The organism is Rhizobacter sp., from assembly GCF_035702065.1.
In the GTDB taxonomy this organism is placed as follows: domain Bacteria; phylum Pseudomonadota; class Gammaproteobacteria; order Burkholderiales; family Burkholderiaceae_C; genus Rhizobacter.
The window spans coordinates 1-2,725 of record NZ_DASSRA010000395.1; the positions used below are offsets into that span (position 1 = coordinate 1).

The 2,725-nt window shown below is 69.2% G+C and carries 2 protein-coding genes and 1 pseudogene; all 3 read left to right on the forward strand.

Going from position 1 to position 2,725, the window contains the following annotated elements:
• A pseudogene (locus VFL64_RS17360) lies at nt 1–270 on the forward strand (hypothetical protein); the annotation flags it as partial.
• 131 nt (nt 271–401) lie between these two features.
• Nucleotides 402–1,745, forward strand: coding sequence for a TolC family protein (locus VFL64_RS17365; protein WP_489541635.1), 1,344 nt, complete (start codon nt 402–404; stop codon nt 1,743–1,745).
• A gap of 41 nt (nt 1,746–1,786) precedes the next feature.
• On the forward strand, nt 1,787–2,725 hold a 939-nt coding region (locus VFL64_RS17370), incomplete at its 3' end, for a UDP-galactopyranose/dTDP-fucopyranose mutase family protein (RefSeq protein WP_489541636.1).

The following is a 2,725-nucleotide window of genomic DNA, read 5'->3' on the forward strand; positions in this document are numbered from 1 at the left end:
CTGCAGTCACTCGAAGACTGGGACTTTCTGCTCTCGGTGTGCGCCAAGGCCACGCCCTGCCACTACGAGGGCGGCGGCGCCGTGGTCCACAAGGACTACGTGAACACCGGCACGCGCCGCGGCACGCAGACGGCCGCCAACGACAGCACCGTGGTGGTCGACTTCCTGCACATCTACCGCCGCTGGCGCGCGCCGTCTGAAGAGATCCGCCGCCAGCGCCAGGCGCTCTTGCAGACCACCGGCCTCGCACTGCCGGTGGAGTGGTTCTGAGCAGCCGTTCACACCCTGCAAACACCGAATTGGCGGCGAAACCGCCTCGCTTTCCGGCCATCACGTGAGCCCTCGCTGCGGTGTACTGAGGGGAACGCTGCGGTCTGTTGCAGCCCCTGGAGCTCGTCCCGATGACCTTGACCTTGCCCCGCCTGTTGCCCGTGTGCGCCGCCCTGGTGACGGCCGCCATGCTGCTGCCCGCGAACGCCCGCTGCGTCGATGAAGACAACGTCGAGACGCGACCCAGCAGCAACACCAACGGCGCCCCCATCGACGCGGCCACCGCCCGCATCAACCTGCAGAACATGGTGATGGAGGCGCTGCGCCGCAGCCAGGCCATCGGCGCCACCAAGCTGCTGGCCGAAGCCGCCAGGATCGACGTCGACGAGGCGCGCGCCGGCTACTGGCCGCAGGTCACCGCCAACGGCTTCATCGGCGGCACGCAGAACCGGCTCACCGACGTGGAAGAAGTCAGCGGCAAGCAAGGCCGCGCCGGCGTGACGCTGACCGCACCGCTGTTCGACGCCGGCCGCACCGGCCAGCTCGTCGACTGGCGCAAGAACCTGGCCGAATCGGCCCGCCTGGGCGAGATCAACGCGCAGGAGCAGGTCGCCCTGCAGACCGTGTCGCTCGCCGTCGAGCGCGCCCGCTACCGCCTGCAGGCGCAGGTGTACCAGCAGTACTCGCGCAAGATGAGCTGCCTGGTCGAAGCGCTGGAAACCATCGTGCGCGCCGACCGCGGCCGCGCCAGCGAACTTGTGCAGGCGCAGAAGACGCAGCAGCAGGCCGACATCTCGCAGCAGCAGACGCTCTCGATGGTGCGCCAGATCGAAACCCGCCTGCGCCGCTTCGTGGGCGACGCGCTGCCGCCGGCCGATGGCCTGTCCAACCTGCTGCTGGCACCGCCCGCGCTGCCCGACCTGCTGGCCCAGGCCGAAAGCGCGGTCGACATCGCCCAGCTGGCCGCCCAGGCCCAGGCGGCCGAGGCCTACTCGCGCTCGGTGGCCGCTTCGCGCTGGCCGCAGGTGAGCGTGGTGGCCAACGGCAACCAGACGCGCGGCGTCGGCAACTCCACCAACTGGGCGGCGGGCGTCAACGTGAACGTGCCGCTGTTCAACCTGCCCCTGGGCTACCAGGTCGATTCGTCCGAGAAGCGCGCCGCCGCCGCCAAGCTGCAGCGCGAAGACGCGCTCGATGCGCGGCGCTTCCGCATGACCGAGGTGCACGAGCAGGCCACCGCCGCCTTCGACCGGGCGCGCAGCGTGGTCACCGTGCTGCGCGACAGCGACCGCCTGCGCAACTTCACCATGCAGCAGTGGCAGCAACTGGGCCGCCGCTCGCTGTTCGACGTGATGGCCGCCGAGAGCGAGCACTACAGCCTGCGCGTGGCCTACGTCAACGCGCTGTACGACGGCCAGCAGTCGACCGCGCTGCTGTGGTCGCTCGGCCTGGGCGTGCTGCCGCAGCTGCGCTGATGCCTTCTTTCTCACCTCCGCCCAAGCAGGGAAGCTCTTCCATGAACGATCTCATCGTCGGCGCCGGCTTTGCCGGTTCCACCTGTGCGCGCGTGCTGGCCGAGGCCGGGCGCAAGGTGGTGGTGATCGACAAGCGGCCGCACATCGCCGGCAACGCCTTCGACAAGCTCGACGACCACGGCGTGCTGATCCACCAGTACGGCCCGCACATCTTCCACACCAACAGCGACAAGGTGGTGGCCTTCCTCTCGCGCTTCACCGAATGGCGCCCCTACGAGCACCGCGTGCTCGCCTCGGTCGACGGCCAGCTGCTGCCCATCCCCATCAACCGCACGACGATCAACAAGCTCTACGGCCTGTCGCTCGACGAGGCCGGTGCCGCCGAGTTCCTGGAGCGCGTGCGCACGCCGCGCCAACCGCTCAAGACCAGCGAAGACGTGGTGCTCAACTCGGTGGGCCCGGACCTGTGCGACAAGTTCTTCCGCGGCTACACGCGCAAGCAGTGGGGCCTGGAGCTGGGTGACCTGTCGGCTGGCGTGGCTGCGCGCATCCCCACCCGCACCAACGACGACGACCGCTACTTCACCGACAGTTTCCAGGCGATGCCGCTCGCGGGCTACACCCGCATGTTCGAGCGCATGCTCGACCACCCGAACATCGAGGTGCGCACCGGCGTCGACTTCCAGGCCGTGCGCCACAGCCTGAAGCGTGAGCGCACCATCTACACCGGCCCGATCGACGAGTACTTCGGCCACCGGCTCGGCAAGCTGCCGTACCGGTCGCTCCGCTTCGAGCACGAGCACCTGCCGAACACCGCGCAACTGCAGTCGGTGGGCACCGTGAACCACCCCAACGAGCACGCCTACACCCGCATCACCGAGTTCAAGCACCTGAGCGGGCAGCAGCACGCTGGCACCTCGGTCGTGCGCGAGTACCCCTGCGCCGAGGGCGACCCCTACTACCCGATCCCGGCCGCTGCC

Excerpts from the sequence above, each read along its gene's own strand:
- VFL64_RS17365 (WP_489541635.1), top strand. The coding sequence starts at position 402 with ATGACCTTGACCTTGCCCCGCCTGTTGCCCGTGTGCGCCGCCCTGGTG.